Origin of the sequence: Saccharophagus sp. K07, from assembly GCF_014336955.1 — a bacterium.
Lineage (GTDB): Bacteria > Pseudomonadota > Gammaproteobacteria > Pseudomonadales > Cellvibrionaceae > UBA5868.
Window position 1 is genome coordinate 430,810 of record NZ_QRAI01000003.1, and the last position, 22,210, is coordinate 453,019.

Annotated in this window: 19 protein-coding genes; 18 read left to right on the forward strand and 1 reads right to left on the reverse strand. The window is 52.5% G+C overall.

Translation table 11 applies throughout. The features are described 5' to 3' along the window. The first annotated feature begins 353 nt into the window (after window positions 1–353). The 18 genes from DWB84_RS11575 (at window position 354) to DWB84_RS11660 (ending at window position 19,997) form a co-directional block, all read left to right on the forward strand. Window positions 354–818: an ATP synthase subunit I gene (locus DWB84_RS11575; protein WP_187409947.1), complete on the forward strand. Its 465-nt coding sequence runs from the start codon at window positions 354–356 to the stop codon at window positions 816–818. Between the two features lie 55 nt (window positions 819–873). After that, window positions 874–1,791 carry a F0F1 ATP synthase subunit A gene (gene atpB, locus DWB84_RS11580; RefSeq protein ID WP_187409948.1) on the forward strand — a complete coding sequence of 306 codons (918 nt, stop codon included), beginning with the start codon at window positions 874–876 and terminating at the stop codon, window positions 1,789–1,791. Window positions 1,792–1,835: 44 nt separating this feature from the next. Further along, a complete protein-coding gene (gene atpE, locus DWB84_RS11585) occupies window positions 1,836–2,081 on the forward strand; it encodes a F0F1 ATP synthase subunit C (RefSeq protein WP_187409949.1) in 246 nt (81 codons plus the stop codon). Between the two features lie 46 nt (window positions 2,082–2,127). Further along, window positions 2,128–2,598, forward strand: a complete 471-nt coding sequence (locus DWB84_RS11590) for a F0F1 ATP synthase subunit B (protein ID WP_187409950.1) — start codon at window positions 2,128–2,130, stop codon at window positions 2,596–2,598. Between the two features lie 13 nt (window positions 2,599–2,611). Then, window positions 2,612–3,148 carry a F0F1 ATP synthase subunit delta gene (locus DWB84_RS11595; protein WP_187409951.1) on the forward strand — a complete coding sequence of 179 codons (537 nt, stop codon included), beginning with the start codon at window positions 2,612–2,614 and terminating at the stop codon, window positions 3,146–3,148. A gap of 25 nt (window positions 3,149–3,173) precedes the next feature. Then, window positions 3,174–4,718: a F0F1 ATP synthase subunit alpha gene (atpA, locus tag DWB84_RS11600; RefSeq protein ID WP_187409952.1), complete on the forward strand. Its 1,545-nt coding sequence runs from the start codon at window positions 3,174–3,176 to the stop codon at window positions 4,716–4,718. Window positions 4,719–4,767: 49 nt separating this feature from the next. Beyond that, window positions 4,768–5,628, forward strand: a complete 861-nt coding sequence (gene atpG, locus DWB84_RS11605) for a F0F1 ATP synthase subunit gamma (protein ID WP_187409953.1) — start codon at window positions 4,768–4,770, stop codon at window positions 5,626–5,628. Between the two features lie 45 nt (window positions 5,629–5,673). Beyond that, window positions 5,674–7,074, forward strand: a complete 1,401-nt coding sequence (gene atpD, locus DWB84_RS11610) for a F0F1 ATP synthase subunit beta (protein WP_187409954.1) — start codon at window positions 5,674–5,676, stop codon at window positions 7,072–7,074. Window positions 7,075–7,107: 33 nt separating this feature from the next. Next, window positions 7,108–7,533: a F0F1 ATP synthase subunit epsilon gene (locus DWB84_RS11615; RefSeq protein WP_187409955.1), complete on the forward strand. Its 426-nt coding sequence runs from the start codon at window positions 7,108–7,110 to the stop codon at window positions 7,531–7,533. Window positions 7,534–7,654: 121 nt separating this feature from the next. Further along, entirely contained in the window at window positions 7,655–9,010 is a 1,356-nt protein-coding gene (gene glmU / locus DWB84_RS11620) for a bifunctional UDP-N-acetylglucosamine diphosphorylase/glucosamine-1-phosphate N-acetyltransferase GlmU (RefSeq protein ID WP_187409956.1), read from the forward strand. Between the two features lie 75 nt (window positions 9,011–9,085). After that, complete coding sequence (gene glmS, locus DWB84_RS11625; protein WP_187409957.1) at window positions 9,086–10,918, forward strand: glutamine--fructose-6-phosphate transaminase (isomerizing); 1,833 nt, start codon at window positions 9,086–9,088, stop codon at window positions 10,916–10,918. 91 nt (window positions 10,919–11,009) lie between these two features. Then, on the forward strand, window positions 11,010–11,984 hold the full coding sequence (locus tag DWB84_RS11630) for a response regulator (protein ID WP_187409958.1): 975 nt from the start codon (window positions 11,010–11,012) through the stop codon (window positions 11,982–11,984). 14 nt (window positions 11,985–11,998) lie between these two features. Then, complete coding sequence (locus tag DWB84_RS11635) at window positions 11,999–12,718, forward strand: peptidase (protein ID WP_187409959.1); 720 nt, start codon at window positions 11,999–12,001, stop codon at window positions 12,716–12,718. Between the two features lie 15 nt (window positions 12,719–12,733). Then, window positions 12,734–13,540: a TlyA family RNA methyltransferase gene (locus DWB84_RS11640; protein WP_255428958.1), complete on the forward strand. Its 807-nt coding sequence runs from the start codon at window positions 12,734–12,736 to the stop codon at window positions 13,538–13,540. Continuing rightward, window positions 13,534–14,124 (forward strand): chorismate pyruvate-lyase family protein, encoded by a 591-nt coding sequence (locus tag DWB84_RS11645; RefSeq protein ID WP_187409960.1) that lies wholly within the window; start codon window positions 13,534–13,536, stop codon window positions 14,122–14,124. The genes DWB84_RS11640 and DWB84_RS11645 overlap by 7 nt, the downstream gene beginning before the upstream one ends. Before the next feature lie 65 nt (window positions 14,125–14,189). Further along, entirely contained in the window at window positions 14,190–15,641 is a 1,452-nt protein-coding gene (locus tag DWB84_RS11650) for a Wadjet anti-phage system protein JetA family protein (protein WP_187409961.1), read from the forward strand. Then, complete coding sequence (locus DWB84_RS11655; protein WP_187409962.1) at window positions 15,634–16,371, forward strand: DUF4194 domain-containing protein; 738 nt, start codon at window positions 15,634–15,636, stop codon at window positions 16,369–16,371. The genes DWB84_RS11650 and DWB84_RS11655 overlap by 8 nt, the downstream gene beginning before the upstream one ends. Next, on the forward strand, window positions 16,371–19,997 hold the full coding sequence (locus DWB84_RS11660) for an ATP-binding protein (protein ID WP_187409963.1): 3,627 nt from the start codon (window positions 16,371–16,373) through the stop codon (window positions 19,995–19,997). The genes DWB84_RS11655 and DWB84_RS11660 overlap by 1 nt, the downstream gene beginning before the upstream one ends. A 30-nt stretch (window positions 19,998–20,027) precedes the next feature. Here the strand turns inward: DWB84_RS11660 and DWB84_RS11665 are convergent, their stop codons facing one another. Further along, window positions 20,028–21,731 carry a hypothetical protein gene (locus DWB84_RS11665; protein WP_187409964.1) on the reverse strand — a complete coding sequence of 568 codons (1,704 nt, stop codon included), beginning with the start codon at window positions 21,729–21,731 and terminating at the stop codon, window positions 20,028–20,030. Window positions 21,732–22,210 lie beyond the last annotated feature (479 nt).

A 22,210-nucleotide genomic window follows, 5' to 3' on the forward strand; every position in this document is an offset into this window, starting at 1 on the left:
AAAGGAATATCGGTAAGGATTCAAAAAAAAACGGTTCGTTGGCGCGAAAATCAACACAACTCTGGTCAAGCATTAGATTTTGTGACGTGGATAAAAGTTGGTGGTCCTCTTTACTGACTCATACAAAAGTCGCGCTTTGCATTATTTGATTATTTTTTGAACAGTCTTGCGCGTCGTCGAGAGAAAGGTATTGGTTTCAATCCCTTGTTGAACCTGAACGATATTTAAACCTATAATTCGCGTCGCCCTGCCCCCCTCGGGGGTATAACAAACAAACAGCGGGCGAAGCGGGTGTAACAAAGGTAATACCGATCCAGGACATCTGGCTGTCGGTACATCAAACAGGCAATTCTGTGGAGCAGTTCCGCGAACGGGCGTGTCCCGATCATGGGGTCTCAACTTATCCCGAGGCGGAAATGTTGCTGCCGAGCCAGATGAAAAGGCCAATCAAGCCATTTATACAAATTGTGGCCGTTGAACTAGCGGTTGTGGGTTTGCTTGTGCTTGCTGTATGGCTTATCGACCAGGACAGGATTTCTTCCATAGTCGTGGGCAGTTTGGTGTTTATTATCCCTAGTGCCTACTTCACCCTTTATGCTCTCCTTTTCGCTGTCAATCGCGAGCCGCGATGGTTTCTCGGTGCTTTTATCAGGGGGCAAACCGGTAAATTAATGTTAGCTGCGGTAGGATTCGCATTGGCATTCAAGTTTGTTGAGCCATTGCATGCGCCTACCGTTTTTATTGCTTACGGCGTGCTGATGTTGGTGCACGTAGTGGTAACGACCAAGGTTTCCAACGCACTGTCTGCGAAACTGTGAGCGTAACCGACCGATAAATCTGAATTCATGTTCTTGAGACGAGAAGTGTTTGCGAATGGCCAGTGAAGCTCCAACTTCGATCGAATATATTCAGCACCACCTTCAAAATTTGGTTCTCGGTAAATTGCCTGCCGGCTATGAGCGTTATGACGGCTCCGTACTGGCGGCAGATACCTGGACCTTCGCCCACAGTTCCCAAGAAGCTGCCGATATGGGCTTCTGGGCGTTTCATATAGATTCACTCGGCTGGAGTGTGGTTCTCGGTCTGCTGTTTTCATTCTTTTTCTATCGAGCAGCCCGCCGCGCTACAGTATCCACACCGAAGGGCTTCCAGAGTTTTGTCGAGCTTGTGGTTGATTTCGTCAACAACACAGTAAAAGACATCTTCCACCACAAAAATCGTCTTATCGCACCTATGGCGCTGACCATCTTTACCTGGGTGTTTTTGATGAACTTGATGGACTTGGTGCCGATTGACTGGATTCCCCAGGCGGCGACCATTGTTTCTGGCGATGACCATATCTTCTTCAAAGCGGTACCGACGACTGACCCCAACATCACGCTCGGAATGGCTTTTACGGTATTTTTGCTGATGATCATCTTCAGCATTCGTGAAAAAGGCTTCTTGGGGTTCATCAAAGAGTACACCTTGCACCCTTTCCACACCGACAAGTGGTACGTCAACATCCTGCTGATTCCAGTGAACTTCATTCTTGAAGTAGTTTCGCTGCTGGCCAAGCCGATCTCTCTCGGCATGCGACTGTTCGGCAACATGTATGCGGGCGAAATGATTTTTATCTTGATTGCGCTGATGTTTGGTGCCGGTTTGCTGTTGGGTGCGTTTGCGGGCGTACTGCAATGGGCATGGGCCGTGTTCCACATCCTGGTTATTACTCTTCAGGCGTTTGTATTCATGGTTCTCACCATTGTGTATATGGCAATGGCCCATGATGTCCCTGACGAGCAACACTGATTTTTCACCTTAACTTTTTCTTTTACTCAACTTGGAGAACAACAATGGCACAAGCATTGGTTTATTTGGCTGCAGCTCTTCTGATCGGTCTGGGCGCACTGGGCACCGCTTTGGGTTTTGGCGCGCTGGGTGGAAAACTGCTTGAAGGTTCTGCTCGTCAGCCAGAACAAGGTCCTGCCCTGCAAGTAAAAATGTTCTTGATGGCGGGGCTGCTCGACGCGGTTCCTATGATCGGCGTTGGTATCGCTATGTATCTGATTTTCGTGGTTGCTCCTGGTATTCCTGTTTAATTTCGGAACACCTTAATTTCCACGAACAATCACAAGAGGTGGTGGTGTGAACATAACCGCAACGCTCATCGGTCAGTCCATTACATTTTTGGTGTTCGTGCTGTTTTGCATGAAGTACGTCTGGCCTGCGCTTCTGTCTGTGATGGAAGCCAGGGAAAAACGTATCGCCGAAGGTTTGGACGCCGCCGACAAAGCCAGTAAAGATCTTGAGTTGGCCAAACAGAAAGCCGCTCAACAATTGAAAGAAGCCAAAGAACAGGCAGCTTTAATTGTTGATCAGGCTAACAAGCGTGCCAATCAGATTATCGAGGAAGCGAAAGAGCAAGCTCTGTTGGAAGGGCAGCGAATCAAATCCTCAGCGCAAGCGGAGCTTGATCGTGAGATTGCTCGGGCGCGTGAACAACTGCGTTCGCAAGTAGCGACATTGGCTTTGGTAGGTGCTGAAAAAGTACTCGCCCGAACAATTGATCCTTCGGCGCACAACGACATGCTCGACAAGCTCGCAGCAGAACTTTGAGCAAGAGGCTGATATGGCGGAAAACATTACTCTGGCTCGCCCTTACGCGCGCGCGGCTTTTGAAGTAGCGGTAGCGGAAGGTCAACTGCAACAGTGGGCATCGAGTTTGGCGTTGGCAGCTGCCTTGACCCAGAACGACAAGGTCGACGCCCTTTTGTCTTCTCCCGCAGCAACCGCTGCGGAAAAAAGCACTTTGCTGACAGAGTTGCTTGGTGAGACCGAAGGCACCAAGTTCGCCAACTTCCTTGCGACATTGGCAGACAATAAACGCCTTTCGTTGTTACCGGAGATCAGCAGCCTTTTCCAGGCCCTGAAGGCCGAGCATGAAAAAGTTGTGGATGTCTCGATCACAACTGCTTATCCGATCAAAGACGATCTCTTAGACAAATTAAGCCGGGCCTTGGCCGACAAACTGGGACGACGCGTAAAACTGTCCAGTTCGATCGATCAGAGCTTGTTGGGCGGTGCGTTAATCCGTGCCGGTGATACCGTAATCGATGGTTCGGTCAAGGGCCGCCTGGCGAAGCTGGCCGAAGCCATGAACGCCTAATTGAATTAGGTTTGAGGAATTGCGCATGCAACAGCTGAATCCTTCAGAAATCAGTGAAATCATCAAACAACGCATAGAAAAGCTGAACGTCTCCGTCGAATCACGGAACGAAGGCACTGTAGTATCTGTCACCGACGGTATTATCCGGATTCACGGTCTCGCCGACGTTATGTACGGCGAAATGATTGAATTCGAAGGCAATGTGTACGGCATTGCGCTCAACCTCGAGCGCGATTCAGTCGGCGCAGTAGTACTCGGTGATTACAAATCCGTTGCCGAAGGCCAGAGCTGCCGCTGCACAGGTCGAATTCTCGAAGTTCCCGTCGGTCCAGAGCTGCTGGGCCGTGTAGTGGATGCCCTCGGTAATCCAATCGATGGCAAAGGTCCCATCAACGCTAAAGCGACCGACGCGATCGAAAAAATCGCTCCCGGTGTAATTGCGCGTAAATCCGTTGATCAGCCGGTGCAAATCGGTTTGAAAGCCATCGACGCAATGGTGCCAATTGGTCGCGGCCAGCGCGAATTGATCATCGGTGACCGCCAGACGGGTAAAACGGCTATCGCCGTTGATGCGATCATCAACCAGAAAGGCACTGGTATTAAATGTATCTACGTAGCGGTTGGCCAGAAGGCTTCTTCTATCGCTGCGGTAGTACGTAAACTGCAAGAGCACGGTGCACTGGAGCACACCATTATCGTTGCCGCTTCTGCGTCTGACCCTGCAGCTATGCAGTTCCTCGCGCCGTTCGCCGGTTGCACCATGGGTGAATACTTCCGCGACCGCGGCCAGGATGCTCTCATCATTTATGACGACCTGACCAAACAGGCCTGGGCGTATCGTCAAATTTCTCTGTTGTTGCGCCGTCCGCCCGGACGTGAAGCATACCCCGGAGACGTTTTCTATCTGCACTCTCGTCTGTTGGAGCGCGCTGCGCGCGTTAACGCCGAGTACGTGGAAGACTTCACCAAAGGCGAAGTGAAAGGCAAAACCGGTTCATTGACCGCTCTGCCGATCATTGAAACTCAAGCCGGTGACGTATCCGCATTCGTTCCGACCAACGTGATTTCGATTACCGACGGCCAGATCTTCCTGGAAACCAGCTTGTTCAACTCCGGTATCCGTCCGGCAATGAACGCCGGTATCTCGGTATCTCGTGTAGGTGGTGCGGCGCAGACCAAAATCATCAAAAAGCTGTCCGGTGGTATCCGAACCGCGTTGGCGCAATACCGTGAATTGGCGGCCTTCTCCCAGTTCGCTTCCGATCTGGATGAGGCGACCAAGTCTCAGTTGGAGCATGGTCAGCGTGTAACCGAATTGATGAAGCAGAAACAATACGCGCCACTTTCCATCGCGGAAATGGGTGTTCTGTTGTACGCCGCCAACGAAGGTTATTTGAAAGATATCCCGGTCGATAAAATCGGCTCTTTCGAAGCGTCTCTGTTGTCGTTCATGCGCACCGAATACGGTCAATTCATGAACGACATAGTGGCCACTGGCGACTACAGCGGTGAGATCGAAAACACCATCAAAACTGCGTTGACCCGCTTCAAAGCGACGCAAACCTGGTAATCGAGTGCTGGCCGCTGCAAAGCGGCCAAGATCTGACAGAGAGTGAAGCATGGCAAGCGGAAAAGAGATACGCACCCAGATCCGAAGCATCAAAAACACGCAGAAAATCACCAGCGCCATGGAAATGGTGGCGGCGAGCAAAATGCGTCGTGCTCAGGAGCGTATGCAGAAAGGCAAGCCCTACTCCCAACGCATTCGAGCAGTGGTCGGCCATCTCGCCAACGCCAATCCGGAGTACAAGCACACCTACCTGCAAGAGCGTGAAGTTAAGCGAGTCGGCTACATAGTGGTTTCGACTGATCGCGGCTTGTGCGGCGGCTTGAATATCAACGTCTTCAAGCGTGTTGTCACCGAAAGCAAGGCGTGGGTTGATTCTGGTGTACAGGTGGAATTTTGTTTGATCGGCGCCAAGGCGATCGCTTTCTTCAAAAGCGTCGGCGGCAATATCGTTGCCTCGGTGAGAGATATAGGTGAAGAACCTTCGCTGAATCACCTGATCGGCAGCGTAAAAGTGATGCTGGATTCGTTCGCGGCAGGCCGCATCGACAAGTTGTTTTTGGTTGGCAATGAATTCGTCAACACCATGGTGCAGAAACCCTACACCCTGCAGTTGTTGCCGATTCCGCCGGAAGACGACAAAAAATTGCAGCATCAGTGGGATTACATTTACGAGCCCGACGCGCGTGAACTTTTGGACGGGTTGTTAGTGCGTTACATCGAGTCTCAGGTGTATCAGGCAGTGGTGGAAAATGGTGCCTCAGAACAGGCCGCGCGTATGATCGCGATGAAGAACGCCACAGATAACGCCGGCAACCTGATTGATGAATTGCAGTTGGCTTATAACAAAGCCCGTCAGGCAGCGATTACCCAAGAGCTGTCGGAAATCGTCGGCGGCGCTGCGGCAGTTTGATGCCGGTCCAGAACCCTTTTTTGAATTAAGTTAGAGGAAACTCCAATGAGTAGCGGACGTATCGTGCAAATTATCGGCGCGGTCATCGACGTGGAATTCCCGCGTGATGCCGTACCCAAGGTCTACGATGCATTGAAAGTGACCGGTAAGGATTTGACCCTGGAAGTGCAACAGCAATTGGGCGATGGCATCGTTCGCGCGATTGCAATGGGTCCTTCTGAAGGTCTCAGTCGTGGTTTGGCAGTGGAAAACACTAACAACCCAGTATCTGTACCTGTTGGTGTTGAAACACTGGGTCGCATCATGGACGTACTCGGCAATCCGATCGACGAAAAAGGCCCGATCGGCGAGCAAGAGCGCGCTTCCATCCACCGCAAAGCACCAGCTTACGACGAACTGGCGGCTTCTGAAGAACTGCTGGAAACCGGTATTAAAGTTATCGACCTGGTATGTCCTTTCGCCAAGGGTGGTAAGGTCGGTCTGTTCGGTGGTGCCGGTGTAGGTAAAACCGTAAACATGATGGAGCTGATCAACAACATCGCGACCGAACACTCCGGTTTATCCGTGTTCGCGGGTGTAGGTGAGCGTACTCGTGAAGGTAACGACTTCTATCACGAGATGCAGGAAGCTGGCGTTGTTAACGTCGAAGAATTCAAAAAATCCAAAGTGGCGATGGTGTACGGCCAGATGAACGAGCCACCGGGTAACCGTCTGCGCGTTGCTTTGACCGGCTTGACCATGGCGGAGAAATTCCGTGACGAAGGTAAAGACGTTCTGTTGTTCATTGACAACATCTACCGTTACACCCTGGCCGGTACCGAAGTATCCGCTCTGTTGGGTCGTATGCCTTCGGCGGTGGGTTATCAGCCGACGCTGGCGGAAGAAATGGGTGTGCTGCAAGAGCGCATTACGTCCACTAAGACCGGTTCTATTACCTCTATTCAAGCGGTATACGTACCTGCGGACGACTTGACCGACCCGTCTCCGGCGACCACTTTCGCGCACTTGGACTCTACCGTTGTATTGTCCCGTGACATCGCTGCTAAAGGTATTTACCCAGCGATTGATCCGCTCGACTCTACTTCCCGCCAGCTCGATCCATTGATCATCGGTCAAGAGCACTACGAAGTGGCGCGCGGCGTTCAGTCCGTATTGCAGCGCTACAAAGAATTGAAAGACATCATCGCGATCTTGGGTATGGACGAATTGTCTGAAGAAGACAAGTTGACTGTATACCGCGCGCGTAAGATCGAACGATTCTTGTCACAACCGTTCCACGTGGCGGAAGTATTCACTGGCGCACCTGGTAAATACGTTTCCCTGAAAGACACCATCGCGGGCTTCAAAGGCTTGTTGAACGGTGACTACGATCACCTGCCAGAGCAGGCGTTCTACATGGTTGGCACCATCGATGAGGCCATCGAAAAAGCCGCGAAACTGAAGTAACAACCCGAGTCGGGTCAATCACGGGGAAGGGTTATGGCAATGACAATTCATTGCGACATCGTCAGTGCGGAAACGGAAATTTTTTCCGGCTTGGTGGAGCTTTTGGTAGCGGCTGGAGTGGAGGGTGACCTGGGTATTTGTTACGGTCACGCTCCTCTGTTGACGGCGCTGCATCCGGGGCCAGTGCGTATCAAAAAGCAAAACGGGGAAGAGGAAATTTATTACGTTTCCGGTGGCTTCCTCGAAGTGCAACCGCACACAGTAACGGTTCTCGCCGACACGGCTCTACGTGCCGCTGATATGGATGAAGCTGCGGCTTTAGAAGCCAAAAAGCAGGCCATGCAGACGTTGCACAATACCAGCGGCGATTTGGATTACTCCCGCGCCGCAGTGCAATTGGCTGAAGCAGCTGCTCAGTTGCGTACGCTGCAGGCGATCCGCAAAAAAATGGGCAAATAGATCCTTATCACCATTCATCCAAAGGCAGCTTAGGCTGCCTTTTTCGTTTATAGGGGCCCTCCCCCTTTTGTTCGACTGAAAGGCTAGAATACGGCCCTTTATTTCTTAACGAGCTATTTGCATGTTGGAAGCCATCGTTCTTGCTGCGGGCAAAGGCACCCGCATGAAATCAAACTTGCCGAAGGTTATGCATCCGTTGGCGGGTAAACCGTTTTTGCAGCATGTATTGGAAACCACCCGCAGTTTGGCACCGGCAAATATTCACTTGGTATTGGGGCATGGTGCAGACGTGGTGCAAGCAAGTCTGAACCTGGCCGAGGTCAACGTTGTGCCGCAGGAACAGCAGCTTGGCACCGGTCATGCGGTAATGCAGGTACTGCCCCAATTGGCCGATGATTCCGTGGTGCTGATTCTGTACGGCGATGTCCCTCTGATCAGCCGGGAAACTCTGGAAAAACTGGCTTCCGTCGCCAATCGCAAGGCTCTGGGATTGCTTACCGTACGCCTGCCGGATCCGACCGGTTATGGCCGCGTGCTGCGCGACCAACAGGGAAATATCAGCGCTATAGTCGAGCAAAAAGATGCATCGCCCGAGCAGTTGACGATCAATGAGGTCAACACCGGTTTTATCTCCGTGCATGCGGCGTTTCTGCGCGACTGCCTGCCCAAACTGAGCAACCAGAACGCCCAGGGCGAATACTATCTCACCGATATCATTGCCCTGGCGAAAGCGGCTGGCCTGGATGTGGTGGCGCTGGAAACCCGCCATTTATATGAAGTCCAGGGCGTGAATAATCGCCAGCAGCAGGCGGAATTGGAGCGCCTGTTCCAACAGCATCAAGCCCAAAAACTCATGGAACAGGGACTCACCCTGTTGGATCCGGCGCGTTTCGATTGCCGTGGAGACTTGCAGATCGGCGCCGACTGTATAGTCGACATCAACTGCGTGTTCGAAGGTCGAGTTGTTTTGGGTAATAACGTCCGGATTGGGCCAAACTGCTTGATCAAAGATGCGGTAATCGGGGACGACGTGGAGATCGAGGCCAACAGCGTGATTGATGACGCGAAAATCGGCCCCGAGTGTCATATAGGTCCCTTTGCGCGTGTTCGCCCTGGATCGCAATTCGCCAAAGGCGCTAAAGTAGGCAACTTCGTCGAAACCAAAAAAGCCGTGGTGGGTGAAGGCAGTAAGATCAACCACTTAAGCTATGTCGGCGACGCGGAGCTGGGCGCTAACGTCAATGTCGGCGCTGGTACCATCACGTGCAACTATGACGGAGTGAATAAACATAAAACCCGCATAGGTAACGACGTGTTTGTCGGCTCCAACACCGCTCTGGTAGCACCTGTGGAAATTGCCGATGGTGCAACAGTGGCGGCTGGTTCCACTATCACCCTGAATGTAAAAACCAACCAATTGGCGGTGGCGCGCGAACGCCAGCGCAATGTGGACGGTTGGCAAAGACCAAAAAAATAATTCATTGGAGGTTAAGGTCCCGTTCCATAAGCTCCGGGCTTTTGCGGTACCTCTCATCTAGCGGAGACTCATTTTATGTGCGGAATTGTTGGCGCAGTCGCGCAACGTGACGTGGTGGAAATTCTTTTGGAAGGGCTGCGCAGGCTAGAGTATCGCGGTTATGACTCTGCAGGTGTGGTGGTTCTCGACCAGGAGCGCCGTCTCCAGCGTGTGCGCTGCCTGGGCAAAGTGAAAATTCTGGCCGACGCCGTCGCGCGTGAGCCGCTGCAAGGCGGAACTGGCATTGCGCACACCCGCTGGGCGACCCACGGTCAACCGAGCGAACGCAACGCCCACCCGCATATTTCCAACGACCGAATTGCGGTGGTACATAACGGCATCATCGAAAACTACGCGAAATTGCGCGCGCAATTGCAGGCGCAAGGATTTGTTTTCACGTCCGAAACCGATACCGAAGTGATCGCCCATCTCGTCGAATACGAACTGCGCCGCTCTGACAACTTGTTACAAGCAGTGCAAAAATCCGTGGCGCAACTTCATGGCGCTTACGGCATGGTGATTCTCGATAAAGATGAGCCGGAGCGACTGGTACTGGCGCGCTCTGGAAGCCCTATGGTGATCGGTTTGGGTATAGGCGAAAACTTTGTCGCCTCCGACCCGCTTGCGCTGCTGCCGGTCACACGCCGATTTATTTATCTCGAAGAAGGCGATGTGGCGGAAATTACCCGCAGGGAAGTCCGTATTTACGACACCGATGGACAACCTGTTACGCGGGAAATTCACGAGAGCAGCGCTAGCTACGATGCCGGCGACAAAGGCCCCTTCCGCCATTTCATGCTCAAGGAAATTTTTGAGCAGCCGCAGGCGGTGGCCAACACCCTCGAAGGCCGTTTGAGTGAATCCAGTGTGTTAGATGAAACCTTCGGTAATGGCGCGGCGGACATGCTGCGCAAAATCGAGCATGTGCAAATTATCGCCTGCGGTACCAGTTACCACTCTGGTTTGGTGGCGCGCTATTGGATGGAAGAAATTGCCGGTATTTCCTGTAACGTGGAAATCGCCTCGGAATTCCGCTATCGCAAATCTGTGGTGCGTCCCAATAGCTTGCTGGTGACCATCTCTCAATCCGGTGAAACGGCGGATACTTTGGCGGCGTTGCGCCTTGGCAAAACGCTCGGTTATGTCACCAGCCTGGCAATTTGTAATGTCGCCGGTTCGTCATTGGTGCGCGAATCCGATCTGGCATTTATGACCCGCGCCGGAACCGAAATTGGTGTAGCCTCCACCAAAGCTTTCACCACCCAATTGGTCGGTTTGGCGATGTTGGTGCTCGCGCTCGCCAAAAATCGCGGTTTGGACACAGAACAGCAGAAGGAATTGGTCAAGGCCCTCAAGGGTCTGCCGGGTCTGTTGGAAGACACCTTAAAACTCGCCCCCGTTATTGAGACCCTGGCGGAAGATTTTTCTGAGAAGCAGCACGCATTATTTTTGGGCCGCGGCGAGGAATATCCCATTGCGATGGAAGGCGCACTCAAACTCAAGGAAATTTCGTATATTCACGCCGAAGCCTACGCTGCGGGCGAGCTGAAGCACGGCCCGCTCGCGCTGATCGATTCCGAAATGCCCATCATTGTGGTCGCCCCCAATAATGATCTGCTGGAAAAGCTCACTTCCAATATCGAAGAAGTGCGTGCGCGCGGCGGTATGCTGTATGTGTTTGCCGATGAAAATGCTCACTTTGAGCCGTCACCGGATTTGAAAGTGATTAACCTGCCCCACTGTCACGAATGGTTGACGCCGATTATCTACACCATTCCGCTGCAGCTGTTGTCTTATTATGTGGCTGTGATTCGCGGTACGGACGTCGATCAACCGCGTAATTTGGCTAAATCAGTTACGGTGGAATAGCCGGTCACTGCGGAATAATCGGTCGCTGTGGAATACCGGTCATTGGAATAAGTGTGGGCAGGGACGCCTGTAATGAAATGAGGTACACGAAGTGAAACCGGAAATCGCCCTGTGTTATTACCCGACCGCAGTTGCTTTTATTGATGACAGTCAGAGTTTCCTGCAGGCCGTGGAATTGGCCATGTCCAGCAGATTTAATTGCATTACCTTCAACGATCCTATTCGCGCCCTCAATCATTCCAACAATCTTAATAAAGTGAATTGGAATGCCTTTACCAATAATGATTACAGTTACGCCAGCGATTCCGAGCAGTTCATCAAAAACACCTTAAATCTGTCGATCAATAAAATCACCGATACAGGGCGTTACGACGAAATATCCGTGGTAGTTGTGGATTACGACATGCCGGAAATGAACGGCGTGGAATTCTGCCGCAATTTGAAAAACCCCAATATCAAAAAAATATTGCTGACGGGCCAGGCAGGTTCCGATGAAGCGATTAAAGCCTTCAACAGTAATATCATCAATTATTACATTCGCAAGTCAGATGACAATTTGTTTGAACATCTGACCCATGCAATTCAGGAAATGCAGAATCGCTATTTTCTCGATATTTCCTCGTATATCAAAATTCGCGCGATTGATAATAAAAAGTCACTGTTCAGCGATGCGAAACTGTCGGAATATTTCAACAATCTGCTCAAAACCCACGGGATTGTCGAATATTATTTTTTGACCAATCCTCCGCGCTACAAACTCAAAGCGCGCGACGGCAAAACCTCGCTGTTTTTGGTGTACAGCCGTTACGATCTGAACGAACAGATCCGCGTAATCAAAGAGGAAGCGGGACCGGCATGGTTATTGGATAGTTTAAAAAGCGGTCTGTACGTGCCCTACTTTCAATCTCAGGATGGATTTTACGATCCGGAGAGTTTTGACGAAAACAACACCATCTACGTGGCGGACGTAGTCGAAGGTCAGGAAACCTACTATTGTGCGTTGATTGGCGATGATACCCGTGCGCTGGAGCCGGTACTGACGCCGAATCAGCCGTTCTATCACTAACCTGAAGCAGCTGTATGACATATTGCCTGGCCATCAAATTAAACAGTGGGCTCGTATTTGCCGGAGACACACGCACTAATGCCGGTGTCGACCGAGTCGCGTCCTACCGCAAGCTTTTCAGTTTCGGCAATGGTACGACCCATGCGATTGTGCTCCTGTGCTCGGGCAATCTGGCGACCACCCAGGCCTTGATCGAAACCTTAAGCCGCTCGCGCACGCAACACGACGGCATTTACAGCGATATCTCCTTGTTCGATACGGCGCGCCGCGTCGGCAATATTCTGGTCAATCTGATTTCGGAAGCGCAGTCGCGCCCCTTCAACCAGGGCATAGATTTCGGCTGCAATTTAATTCTCGGCGGACAAATTGCCGGTGAAGAGCCGCGCCTGTTTCATATCTATCCGCAGGGAAATTTTGTCGAAGCCAGTGTGGAAACACCGTTTATGCAAATCGGCGAAGAAAAATACGGCAAGCCGATTCTCGACCGCATCATAAGGCCGCATACGCCGATCGATCGCGCGCTGATGTGCGCCCTCGTCTCCATAGATTCCACCATGAAAAGTAATTTGACTGTCGATATGCCCTTGGATGTGCTGGTATATCACAGAGACAGTTTTGATTTGAGCCGCGCCCGCCGTATCGAAAAAGACGATCAGGAATTTGCCGAAATGCGCCGCTATTGGAGCGATGGATTGCGCGGTCTGATAGACAATATTCCTGTGCTCACCATTTAATTGCTGGGGCGGCACATGTTGGAGCGTCTGGATAAAATTCTGGTGGACCAGGGCTATGCCGCTTCCCGGACGCAAGCGCAAAAATTGATTGAAGCGGGCGTGGTGGAAGCCAAAATCCAAGGTCAATGGACAAGCCTGACCAAACCCGCACAAAAAATTCCCGCCGATACCATTCTGCGCACCGGTGAAATCGATGAACTGCGGTTTGCCTCGCGCGCCGGGTTAAAACTGCAGCGCGCGCTGCAGTATCTGGATTCAAGCGGCTTATTTTCTGCCAGCATTGCCGACATTCTGCGCGGCACCACTGTGGTGGATATAGGTCAATCCACCGGCGGTTTTACCGATTGTTTGCTGAATTACGAAGTACAAAAAGTCGTCGGCATTGATGTTGGCCACGATCAATTAGTGCAAAGACTGCGCGATCATCCGTCTGTGGTCTGTCTCGAAGGCATTAATGCGCGGGAAATGCCTGTGGAATTGTTATTGAGTTATGCCCCGCAGGGATTTTCCTGGGCGGTGATGGATGTGTCGTTTATTTCGCAAACACTGATTTTGCCGCATATTCCTTCTCTTTTGAGTGAAAGCGGATTTTTGCTGAGTTTGGTGAAACCGCAATTTGAAGTTGGGGCGAAAAATCTCGGTAAAAACGGCCTTGTCAAAAATCCTGAGCTTTATGATGAAGTGCGCAACACGATGGTGAATTGCGCAGAAACGGCAGGGTTTCGTCTGCTTGCCTATTTTGATTCTGCGATCGAAGGCGGTGATGGCAATCGTGAATTTTTTATGTTGTGCCAAAAAGCGGCGAGTGCCCCTTTATGCTGAAGCATTTTTATCAAATCCCCGAGGAAACCACCGATTGGCGCGCGTTGCGCAGTGATGGTTACCTCGGCGATGCCAAAGTGCGCGCTCGCGATGGCCGTTATATTCCACTAGCGGAATTTCCTCCCCTGCTGCGCACCCTGCTGGTGACCGATGGCACTGTCACCAAAGTGCTGGAAGCCTATTTCTGGGAGCCGGTGGATGTGCGCGCCGAATATCTGGAAGTGGTCCGCCCGGAGCAGTCGATTCCCTGGTTGAACCTGGAAGCGGGCGAAGACGTTCTCGCCCGGCGCGTGCAACTGGTCGGTGAACAGAGCGGCACCTTGTATGCGGAAGCCTTTTCTGTGGTGCGGTTGGATGAGTTCGAGCCGGGGCTGCAACAATCCCTGGTGGAAGGCAGCGTCGGCATAGGTGTATTGCTGCGCGAATCCGGGCTCGAGACCTACCGGGAAATCATGACCGTGGGGGTGGAATCCGGCCCCGCCGAGCGCGGCGACTGGGTATACCGGACCTATCGCATCACCTGCGACAAAAAGCCCGTTATCCTGATTCGCGAAAGTTTCCCCTGGCGTTTATACGCGTCCTAAACTCAATCCAGTTCGGGCCTCGCAGCCTTGCTATAATCCCCGGCTTTTGAGCAACGCCAAGCTTCATGTTCTTCAACGATCAGCGGCACCAATTCTTCAAACCGCTCACCACCAAGTACCGCGAGCAAGTGGTGGAATGCCTGTGCCTGCTGCACCAGCGCCTGTACGGCTCTGCTGCCGAATACGGCCAGTCGCTGACGCGCGAGCAGGTGATCGACATCTTCGAAGAAGCTCTGGCGCGCGCGCCGCTGCTGGAGGCTGACGGCGACGAGGTGGAACAGCGCTTCAAAAGCAACCGCGAGCAGGCCAACTGGATTCTCAAGCTGTTGCTCGACCACGGCTGGATCGAGCGCAAGGTCGACACCGCTACCCTGCAGACCAGTTATCCCCTCACCCGCGCCGGTCGCCTGTTCTCTCTGCCGCTGGAAGAAATCGACCGCCGCCGCGTGCGCACCCGCCATCGCAATACCCGCAACACGCTCAATTCACTCGAGGCATTTGCCAGTCGCGGCGAGGTGCACGATTTATTGGACGCGCTGGAATATTCCGAACGCATCATTGCCGACTTCACCGATGTGATCAGCGAGCTGGAAGAGCGCAAGCGCGATCTGGTGAAACAGGTGGAATCGCAATTATTGGTGCAGCAGGCGACCGACCAGTTTTTTGAATTTATGGAAAAACGCTTCCAGCCGGATTTGTCGATTCGCCTGTCGGCCGACAGCGTGGAAAAACACCGCGACCGCATTGCACAGGTGATCCAGAAAATTCGTCGCCGCGATAAAAATTTTCTGCGCGATGCAGAACAACGGGTACGCACGCTGGCACCGGAATTGGTGGAGCCGAATAAATCGGTGCTCTGGTACATCCTCGATACGATCGAACTGCGCATGCGCAATGCCTCGGACATTATGTTGCCCGCGCTGCGTATGGCGTTGCAGAGTTTTACCAAACGCGCCGACATTATTATTCGCCAGCTCAGTTATATCTCTGTCAATCGCGACGATGTCACTTTGCGCGCGTGTGATTATTTGGCATCGGTGGACGATACTGCGCGCGCGCAGGCACTGGAACGCATGGGCAGTCAGCTGGCGTCTGTCAGTGTTGGTCTTATAGATCCCGCGCAAGTCAAACTCACTCAGCGCAAAGCGCCGGCACAAGTGAATACCAATGTGGAAGAGCGGGCGGCGCTCGATCCGGAAGCGCAAAAAGAAATGATGATTCAGGCTCTGCTCGACCAGGCCTTTGTGCTGAACAACCAGACGTTGACGGACTATATTCGCCGCGTGCTGGCCGATGGCAGCCGTGTCAGCAGCCGCGATCTGCCGATCAAAGATGCGCGCGAATTATTGGCGGCTGCGCATATCATCGAGCTGGGCGCGATCAATAATCTCAGCAGTGACTACGAATTCCACGTGACCTTTTCCAACAAAGAACCTTTCAGCAATCGCTATTTTTCCCAGGCGGATGATTTCGTAATCGAATTGCGCGAAAAACACGGTGATACGCAACATGCTTAAACATTGGTTGAGCGAGCAACTCAAAAATAAACATCTGTCGGTGGATGAATTCAGCGAATTGTTGATTCGCCTCTTGGATTACGGCGTGCTCTGCCGCGATGAAAGCGCTGTGGAACAGAAATTCTACGACCGTTTTGTGCAGTGCGAAGAACTGGTGGAGGATTATCTCTCCATTCTCGCACTGCGTTTGGATCACAATCGCCGTTTTGGTTATGTGCGGGTATTTCCGCCTGGTGCGCAAGTACCTGGACTTCAAGACGACGATCAACAGCCGTTTAACGGCGGTATGCGCGCGCGTCTCAGCCAAATGGAAGTCGCATTAGTGTTGGTATTGCGCATTGAATACGCCAAACAGCTGCGCGAAGGCCGCGTGGACGAAAATGGTTGTGTGCTGGTATCCATCGAATCTCTCGGCATTGCTTTTAATAATCTGCTCAAACGCTCCCTGCCGGAAAATTTGACCGAGCGGCGCGCGCTGTTGCGCCGTATGCGGCAATTGCGCCTAGTGCATTATCAGAGCGAAGACGATCTGGACAACGCAGAAAGCTGGTTGCGTATTCGCCCGGCGATTACCAGTTTTGTCACGGACGAAGCGCTCGATGCACTGTTGGAAGGTGCTGGGCCGCTGGATACGGCAGCGGAAGAAGTATCTGCGGGCGATAAAACGGTTTCTGCAATCGCAGCGTCCTCCCTGTTTGCAGGGAAAAACGAGTTTGAAGGTGACAACTGATGTTTTTAAAACGCGCGATCCTGATCAACTGGGGCAATATTCCCAATATCGAATTGGAATTCGGCCCGGTCAATTTATTTTCCGGCGGCAACGGTTCAGGAAAAACCACGGCGGCGGATGCAATTCAGGCGTTGATGACTGCGGCGCACGAAAATTTATTTGCCTTTAACCCCGGCCAGGACGAAACCACACAAAAAGGCCGCGGTGGCAAACAAGTGCGCACCCTCGCCTCTTATCTGCTCGGTTGTGACGACGGCAGTTATGCGCGCACCGGCACTCACGACGGATATGTCGCCGGTGTTTTTTGTCCGACCGAAGGCGAAGACAGCGAGCCGTTTACCGCGGTTATGGCCATGCGTGGCCATTTGGAAAAATCCGGCACAGTCAAACAGGCGCGTTTGGATGAATTGAGTTTTTTGCTTATTCCGTTTGAACAACTGCATATCAGCCACTTTATTCGCCAGGATAGCGGCGGCAAATATCTGGTGCCGATCGATCGTATTGCGGCGATTTTGAAAAAAGAATTCGGCTCGGGTGCCATCGAGGTCTACGACAAAAAAGGCGCCTATTTGCGCCGTTTATACGGCGCTTTGCGCGGCCGCCGGGATTCTGTGTCCGACCGCGAAGCGCGTCACGCCGCGCGCACATTTTCCGGTTTTATGGCGTATAAACCGGTGCGCAGTATTCACGAATTTGTGGCCGGCGAAATTCTGGAACCGCGCGATCTCGGCGAAGCCATTCGCAGTGTTTCCGATTTGATGCGCACCATTCACGATATGGAAGCCAAAGCGGCGGCGATCAAAGAATCCGTGCAATTGTTGGAACACGCACGCGAAGTCACGCAGCAATATCAAGATCATTGGGTCGCTCGCGTGCTCAGTTCTTACACCTTAAATTGCACGCGCCTGTGGCAATCGCAGCAGGTTTATTTAAAACACAAAGACGAACAAAAACGGCAGCAGCAAAAAGTGCTGGAATTGCAGGATCGCATCGACCAGATCGATCAACAACGCCAGCTTTTGCACTCAGCCATTGTCTCCCTGGAAGCGCGTCGCCAGGGGATTGCAGCGCTGCGCGATAAAGATTTATTGAACGAAGAAATTGCGCGCTTGCAAAAGAAAATGGCGGATTTTGCCCGTCCGGTGGTGGCGCAATTGCACCAGATGCAGAACAACCTGGAAGCGGCAGCTGATCTTCTCGAACAATTGCAAAAAACATCGCTCGGTGCCGATATAACGTTGTTGGATCAGCGGGATTTTGTGCAGCTCACCCGGCAGGTTGCACAAAACACGGAAGCGCGCGAGCTCGATGCGCGTCAGTTGTTGAACCAGGATTGGATCGATCCCAGCCGCTTGCAACAAAAAATCGGCGAAATTTTTACCTGGCAAAATCAGCAGAACCGCTGGGTGGACTTTTTTTCTGCCAGCGATGAGCCGGGCTTGCGTGAATCCATTTACACACTGGTCGCGCGTCGCAATGAATTGCGCGAGAAACTGAATCAGGAAGTCAAAGACAAAACCCGTCATATCAAATTACTGCAGACACAGCAGGTGAAATATCCGCCGTTTGTGGAATTGGCGGTAAAAACCATTCGTGAACAGTGCCCCGCAGCCGACCCAAAAGTGTTGTGTGATTATGTGGAAGTCGCCGATGCGCGCTGGCAGATGGCGATCGAAGGTTATCTCGGCGGCGCGCGCTTCGGCATTATGGTGGAACCGGAGTGGGAAGCGGAGGCGATTCGCATAGTACGCAATATGCGCGCCGAGCGAAATAACAAAGCGCGCGTAATTCAAGGCAGCAAAGCTGCACGCGATGCCGAGCGCATGAACTGTCCCAATAATTCCATCGTCGAGTTAATGGTGTTCAGTCACAGCACGGCGGCGGATTACATCAAGGTTTCCTACGGTAATGTGGTGCAAGTGGCGGATGCGGAAACTTTAAAAACCACCGCGCGCGGTTTGACTGCCGACGGCATGGGCTCCGGCAATTACGCCATGTGGCGCTGTGACCTGGATGACAGCGAATTGGTATTCGGTAAATCCGCCCGCTTGCGCGCGCTCAAAGCCACGGAATTGGAATTGGAACGTTTGACCGAACAGGCGCGCGATGCCGAGCAAGCCTACCAACAAGCACTGCGTCTGCAGGAAATCTGTCAGCGGGTAAAACCCGTGCATCTGCACCAAGTGCTGCAGGATATGCTGCATATTCAGGGACAATTGCACGAATCGGAACAAGCGCTGGAAAAATTGGATTTAAAAGATGTGGAGTTTCTCGAGCAGGAGCTCGCCGACAAACGCGCAGAATATTTCGCCAAGGAGCAGGAGAGCAACCAGCATAAACAATCCTTGGGTGGTTTGTTGCAGCAGCAGAAACAGACCGATTCCGCCATCAAACAAGTGGCGGATCAGCAGGAGCGTTTAGAAGAGGAAAAAGACGAGGCTCAACGCGCAGTGTTGGCGGTGCAGGAAATTCTGCCACGGTTTGACGTGGATGCCGCTCTGCGCGAAGCGGAAGAGCGCGCGCGCACCGAGCACGAAGACGATGCGCTCGACGTGCAAAAACATACCGACCGTTTGAATGCTCTGGAGCGCGAGCTGTTTAAAATTACCCAGGTTCACAATCAAACGGCCGCGACCCAGGATCAACTGATTTATGACACTGCCTTCAGCGAGTTGCACTCGCTGGAATTTTTCCGCCACTGGGTCAATTTGTCCGGCGTGATCGAATCCCTGCACAACCGCTTGAAGAACAATATTCTGGTGGAACGCCATCGCCAGTTGCGCCAGTTGAAAGACAGTTTCAACACCGCGTTTGTCACCAATTTGTGCCACTCGATTTATCAGGCGATCAACGAAGGCAAAAATATTCTGGAAGATCTCAACCGCGAACTGTGCCATCACTGTTTCGGTAGCGATCAGGAGCGGTTTTATTTTGCGATGGAATGGGTGCCGGAATATCAGGAGTACTGGCAATTTTTCAAAACCATTATCAATTCACCGAATTTGGGTGACGGTGCAACGCTGTTTGAATTGGATCTACCGCCAAAACACGCCGCCACGCGCGATCGTTTATTGGCGATGTTGTTGGATGAGGATCAACAAACGGCGCATCGCGAATTGGCGCGCATCAGCGATTACCGCAATTACCGCCGCTACGAAATTTATAAACAGCCGAAAGACAAAGAGCCGATTGCACTCAGCCAATACGGCACAGGTTCCGGTGGCCAGTTGGAAACACCGGCCTATATTATTCGCGCCGCTGCGGTAACTTCGGCCTTTCGTTTTAACGAAGGCAAATCCCATTTGCGCATGGTGATGGTGGACGAGGCGTTTTCCAAAATGGATGAAACGCGCTCGCGCGAAGTGATTCGTTATTTAACCGAGAGTTTGGGTCTGCAATTGATTTTTATTATGCCGACCAGCAAATCCGGGCCGTTCCTCGACATGATCAGCAATCAATTTGTGTACAGCAAGTGCCCGACCGAAAAACCCGTTGGCGAATTGCGCACCCGCGTGCTGGTGGATCGCAAAGTGTGCCGGCAGGAACAAATTGCGCGACTGTGGGCCAATCACCGCAAAACCATTCGCCATCAAGCGATGTTGGATTTTATGGAGGGGATACAGTAAGGACGAAATTCGCCAGGAGGCGACTTGTCCTTACTGGATTCTAATATCAAAACACGCAAGCCCGCCGTTGGAGCGATTCCAGTCGGCGTTGCTCTCTTCATAAACCTCAAAAATATATTCGCCCGCTTCCAGCCAGCGCGTTGCGTTTTCGCTGTCGGGCGTGCCATTCATAATGGAGCCCACCTCATTGCCCTGGCGGAAAATGCGCAGTTGCGGATTGGTGCGCAGCAGGGTTCCGCCTTTGCGATGGGCGCTGATGGTGTAAGAGCGGGTGGCAGGCAGAGTGATGTGCAGAAAGCGCCGTACATCGACGCCGTTGTAATCCTGTGTCTGACTGTTGCTGCACACGTTAACCGTTTGGCCGAGGCTGATCTGCCGGTACACAGGTAAGGTGATTGCTGAACCTGCGTCGTTGGTCTCCCCTTCGCCGTACCAGCCAGTGCCGAAAATATTCAGAGAGTGCAGCATCTGCGTCAGTTGCGACGTTATTTCCGGACGTTGACGCAACAGCTCGGCATTAAACGCAAAGACCGAGGCAAATCCCGCAAAGCTTAAGTAGCGTTCGCTGGTGATCACATCGTAAATCGGTTTGAAGCCAAGGCTGAGCATATCGCTGCCATCCTGCTCATCGTCAAACAGGTCGTACAGCAGGGTTTGAATACTGGATTCGCTGAACCAGCCCTGTCGGCCGTAGCCGCGGTTTTCCACATTGATGGTAAAGACCTGGGCCTGTTTCTGCCCCATGGAATCCCGGTAGATAGGATCGCCGGACACCATACCGGCAAACGCGTTGCCCCAGGCCTCGCCAAAGGCGACGCGCATGTCCAGCTGAGCGGATAGGCTGTGGCTGCCGCCGAGGGTCTCAGTGCGGGACAGCTGGTGTTCGATGTAGTGGGCAAATTCGTGTTGCACCACACCGCGGTCATATTCATCGGTGTCATTGTCAGCCGCGCCGAGCAAATAAATCGCCGGACCGTCGGAAGTGTAAAACGAAGTGCCTATGTGACCTTGGGAATAACTGCCGCTGATGGCGATATTTTTCTCGCTCCAGTAAATCGTCAATGGCGGTAGCACTACGTCTGGATCGGCGCTGACTACGGTCTGCAGGGCGTCGTAAATGGAATCGAGAATGGCAAAAGGCGCGGCGCTACGGGCGGCGTTGTAACCGTCGCCGCCCCAACCGGAAGCTGCGTGTAGATTGCGGGTTTGATCCGAGTCGCCAGTGCTGGCGAGGGAGCCGTCGAGCACGTACAAGGCATTGCCAGCGGTGTTGTCGCGCACCTGAATATGCCAAGCCGCGCGTTCGATGCCGAGCAATTCCGCGACCACGCGCACACGCAGGTTTGCGTCGCTCTCAACGCTGAAGGAATAGTTGCCCTCGTCATCGGTAAAACTGCTGTGGCGAACCACGTTATTGCCGTCCAATAGCTGGACGCTGACGCCGCGAGCTGGCAGTGGCAGGGTTTTGCTGTAATCCAGACCGCGAAAGGTGCGCCCGTCAAACTGCACGCGGTCATAGGTGATGCGGCCAGACAATAGAATTTTGCCGGGTGCGGGCTGGGTTACAGGTGGAGTATGAGGTTCCACATTCTCAATGGCGGGTGTGGGAGCTGTGACATTTGACGATTGCGGTTTGCTATCGGGGCGTTTGGGCCCGCTGCCGCCCCCGCACGCACACAAGATCACCATAAAACTTATGGTCAGGCTTACTCGTGCGAAATACATCCAGGACATCGAAATCACACTCCTGCTGATTGGACCCTACGAGCAATCTTCCGGGTCCCTATAAAAACGCGCTGCTCATAGCAACTTAGTTATAAGCAGAGTTCGCGTTAACAACTTGTTGTAATGAAAGCCTAGATCAGCGAGTTGCTAAGCAGCGGCAGCGAGGTTTGTCAGTAGGCAAGTGTTGTTATTTCGCAGAAGATCGAATTCGTGCAGAGCTTTTCCGTTTGGTTATAGGAAAGCTCGTCTAACGCGATTTTTATTTCTGAAAGTGCTAAATCTCACGTTCTTAGTACGCTGTTCCATAATAAAAATGACTGAAGCAAAGCGTATGAGGCGACGGGCGGTCGTTTGGATGCTATCTATGGGACGGAATTCAAAATGCCTAACACGCTATCCATTTGGATAAAGGCATATCGACGCACAAGGTCATTACGACTAACCTAGCATCCCACCATAAATTCCAACCCTCAAAACAATAAATAAGG

Excerpts from the sequence above, each read along its gene's own strand:
- glmS (WP_187409957.1), top strand. The coding sequence starts at position 9,086 with ATGTGCGGAATTGTTGGCGCAGTCGCGCAACGTGACGTGGTGGAAATT.
- atpB (WP_187409948.1), top strand. The coding sequence starts at position 874 with ATGGCCAGTGAAGCTCCAACTTCGATCGAATATATTCAGCACCACCTT.
- DWB84_RS11665 (WP_187409964.1), bottom strand. The coding sequence starts at position 21,731 with ATGTCCTGGATGTATTTCGCACGAGTAAGCCTGACCATAAGTTTTATG.
- glmU (WP_187409956.1), top strand. The coding sequence starts at position 7,655 with ATGTTGGAAGCCATCGTTCTTGCTGCGGGCAAAGGCACCCGCATGAAA.
- atpE (WP_187409949.1), top strand. The coding sequence starts at position 1,836 with ATGGCACAAGCATTGGTTTATTTGGCTGCAGCTCTTCTGATCGGTCTG.
- atpD (WP_187409954.1), top strand. The coding sequence starts at position 5,674 with ATGAGTAGCGGACGTATCGTGCAAATTATCGGCGCGGTCATCGACGTG.
- DWB84_RS11615 (WP_187409955.1), top strand. The coding sequence starts at position 7,108 with ATGGCAATGACAATTCATTGCGACATCGTCAGTGCGGAAACGGAAATT.
- DWB84_RS11660 (WP_187409963.1), top strand. The coding sequence starts at position 16,371 with ATGTTTTTAAAACGCGCGATCCTGATCAACTGGGGCAATATTCCCAAT.
- DWB84_RS11595 (WP_187409951.1), top strand. The coding sequence starts at position 2,612 with ATGGCGGAAAACATTACTCTGGCTCGCCCTTACGCGCGCGCGGCTTTT.
- DWB84_RS11650 (WP_187409961.1), top strand. The coding sequence starts at position 14,190 with ATGTTCTTCAACGATCAGCGGCACCAATTCTTCAAACCGCTCACCACC.
- atpA (WP_187409952.1), top strand. The coding sequence starts at position 3,174 with ATGCAACAGCTGAATCCTTCAGAAATCAGTGAAATCATCAAACAACGC.
- DWB84_RS11635 (WP_187409959.1), top strand. The coding sequence starts at position 11,999 with ATGACATATTGCCTGGCCATCAAATTAAACAGTGGGCTCGTATTTGCC.
- atpG (WP_187409953.1), top strand. The coding sequence starts at position 4,768 with ATGGCAAGCGGAAAAGAGATACGCACCCAGATCCGAAGCATCAAAAAC.
- DWB84_RS11640 (WP_255428958.1), top strand. The coding sequence starts at position 12,734 with ATGTTGGAGCGTCTGGATAAAATTCTGGTGGACCAGGGCTATGCCGCT.
- DWB84_RS11655 (WP_187409962.1), top strand. The coding sequence starts at position 15,634 with ATGCTTAAACATTGGTTGAGCGAGCAACTCAAAAATAAACATCTGTCG.
- DWB84_RS11645 (WP_187409960.1), top strand. The coding sequence starts at position 13,534 with ATGCTGAAGCATTTTTATCAAATCCCCGAGGAAACCACCGATTGGCGC.